The following is a 2,951-nucleotide window of genomic DNA, read 5'->3' as shown; positions in this document are numbered from 1 at the left end:
TATCAGTAAAACCCATCTGGGTTGTATGGTTAAGCCTCACGGGTCATTAGTACAAGTTAGCTCAACGCCTCACAACGCTTACACACCTTGCCTATCAACGTAGTAGTCTCCTACGGCCCTTTAGAGAGCTTAAAGCTCTAGGGATGACTCATCTTAGGGCTCGCTTCCCGCTTAGATGCTTTCAGCGGTTATCGATTCCGAACGTAGCTACCGGGCAATGCCATTGGCATGACAACCCGAACACCAGCGGTTCGTCCACTCCGGTCCTCTCGTACTAGGAGCAGCTCCCTTCAATCATCCAACGCCCACGGCAGATAGGGACCGAACTGTCTCACGACGTTCTGAACCCAGCTCGCGTACCACTTTAAATGGCGAACAGCCATACCCTTGGGACCGACTTCAGCCCCAGGATGTGATGAGCCGACATCGAGGTGCCAAACACCGCCGTCGATATGAACTCTTGGGCGGTATCAGCCTGTTATCCCCGGAGTACCTTTTATCCGTTGAGCGATGGCCCTTCCATTCAGAACCACCGGATCACTATGACCTACTTTCGTACCTGCTCGACGTGTATGTCTCGCAGTTAAGCTGGCTTATGCCATTGCACTAACCGTACGATGTCCGACCGTACTTAGCCAACCTTCGTGCTCCTCCGTTACTCTTTGGGAGGAGACCGCCCCAGTCAAACTACCCACCAGGCACTGTCCTTACCCCAGATAATGGGGCCAAGTTAGAACATCAAAACTACAAGGGTGGTATTTCAAGATTGACTCCACAAAAACTAGCGTCTCTGCTTCAAAGTCTCCCACCTATCCTACACATGTAGGTTCAATGTTCAGTGCCAAGCTATAGTAAAGGTTCACGGGGTCTTTCCGTCTAGCCGCGGGTATACGGCATCTTCACCGCAATTTCAACTTCACTGAGTCTCGGCTGGAGACAGCGTGGCCATCATTACGCCATTCGTGCAGGTCGGAACTTACCCGACAAGGAATTTCGCTACCTTAGGACCGTTATAGTTACGGCCGCCGTTTACCGGGGCTTCGATCATGAGCTTCTCTTGCGATAACCCAATCAATTAACCTTCCGGCACCGGGCAGGCGTCACACCGTATACGTCATCTTGCGATTTTGCACAGTGCTGTGTTTTTGATAAACAGTTGCAGCCACCTGGTATCTGCGACTCCCAACAGCTTAGAGAGCAAGTCTCATCACCGTCAAGAGCGTACCTTCTCCCGAAGTTACGGTACCATTTTGCCTAGTTCCTTCAGCCGAGTTCTCTCAAGCGCCTTGGTATTCTCTACCCGACCACCTGTGTCGGTTTGGGGTACGATTTCTACTAACCTGAAGCTTAGAAGATTTTCCTGGAAGCATGGCATCAACTACTTCACCGCCATAGCGGCTCGTCATCAGCTCTCAGCATTCTCACTTAAGAGGTGAACCCGGATTTGCCTAAGTTCACTGCCTACCACCTTAAACGCGGACTACCAACGCCGCGCTAGCCTAGCCTTCTCCGTCTCTCCATCGCAGTTAGCAGAAGTACAGAAATATTAATCTGTTTCCCATCGATTACGCCTTTCGGCCTCACCTTAGGGGTCGACTCACCCTGCCCCGATTAACGTTGGACAGGAACCCTTGGTCTTTCGGCGAGGGAGTTTTTCACTCCCTTTATCGTTACTCATGTCAGCATTCGCACTTCTGATACGTCCAGTGTGGGTTACCCCTTCACCTTCAACCGCTTACAGAACGCTCCTCTACCGCGCATCTCTAATGAAATGCACCCGTAGCTTCGGTGGTATGTTTAGCCCCGTTAAATCTTCCGCGCAGGCCGACTCGACTAGTGAGCTATTACGCTTTCTTTAAATGATGGCTGCTTCTAAGCCAACATCCTAGCTGTCTAAGCCTTCCCACATCGTTTCCCACTTAACATACACTTTGGGACCTTAGCTGACGGTCTGGGTTGTTTCCCTTTTGACGACGGACGTTAGCACCCGCCGTCTGTCTCCCGAGTAGTACTCATTGGTATTCGGAGTTTGCAAAGGGTTGGTAAGTCGGGATGACCCCCTAGCCTTAACAGTGCTCTACCCCCAATGGTATTCGCTCGAGGCGCTACCTAAATAGCTTTCGAGGAGAACCAGATATCTCCCGGTTTGATTGGCCTTTCACCCCCAGCCACAAGTCATCCGCTCATTTTTCAACATAAGTCGGTTCGGTCCTCCAGTTGATGTTACTCAACCTTCAACCTGCCCATGGCTAGATCACCGGGTTTCGGGTCTACGCCTTGCAACTAAACGCGCAGTTAACACTCGGTTTCCCTACGGCTCCGCTATTCGCTTAACCTCGCTACAAAACGTAAGTCGCTGACCCATTATACAAAAGGTACGCAGTCACGGTCTCAAGAACCGCTCCCACTGCTTGTACGTATACGGTTTCAGGTTCTATTTCACTCCCCTCACAGGGGTTCTTTTCGCCTTTCCCTCACGGTACTGGTTCACTATCGGTCAGTCAGGAGTATTTAGCCTTGGAGGATGGTCCCCCCATATTCAAACAGGATGTCACGTGTCCCGCCTTACTCGTTTTCATCTATGGTTAGTTTTCATGTACGGGGCTATCACCCTGTGCCGCTGTGCTTTCCAACACATTCCACTAACACCCCATAGACTTAAGGGCTAATCCCCGTTCGCTCGCCGCTACTAGGGGAATCTCGGTTGATTTCTTTTCCTCCGGGTACTTAGATGTTTCAGTTCCCCGGGTTTGCCTCTACACACTATGTATTCATGTGCAGATACTCACTTATGTGAGTGGGTTTCCCCATTCGGACATCGTTAGCTCAAATGCTTGTTACTAGCTCGCCAACGCTTTTCGCAAGTTACTACGTCCTTCATCGCCTCTGACTGCCAAGGCATCCACCGTATACGCTTGGTCACTTAACCATACAACCCAAATGAGTTTCAC

At 50.8% G+C, this 2,951-nt stretch carries 1 rRNA gene; it reads right to left on the bottom strand.

Annotated elements, in window-relative coordinates:
* Positions 1-25: 25 nt before the first annotated feature.
* Positions 26-2,929: ribosomal RNA gene (locus GQA99_RS20025) — 23S ribosomal RNA — on the bottom strand.
* Positions 2,930-2,951: the final 22 nt, after the last annotated feature.

This window comes from Shewanella litoralis (genome assembly GCF_009828585.1).
Taxonomy (GTDB): domain Bacteria; phylum Pseudomonadota; class Gammaproteobacteria; order Enterobacterales; family Shewanellaceae; genus Shewanella; species Shewanella litoralis.
This window is presented reverse-complemented; position numbering and strand designations above follow the sequence as displayed.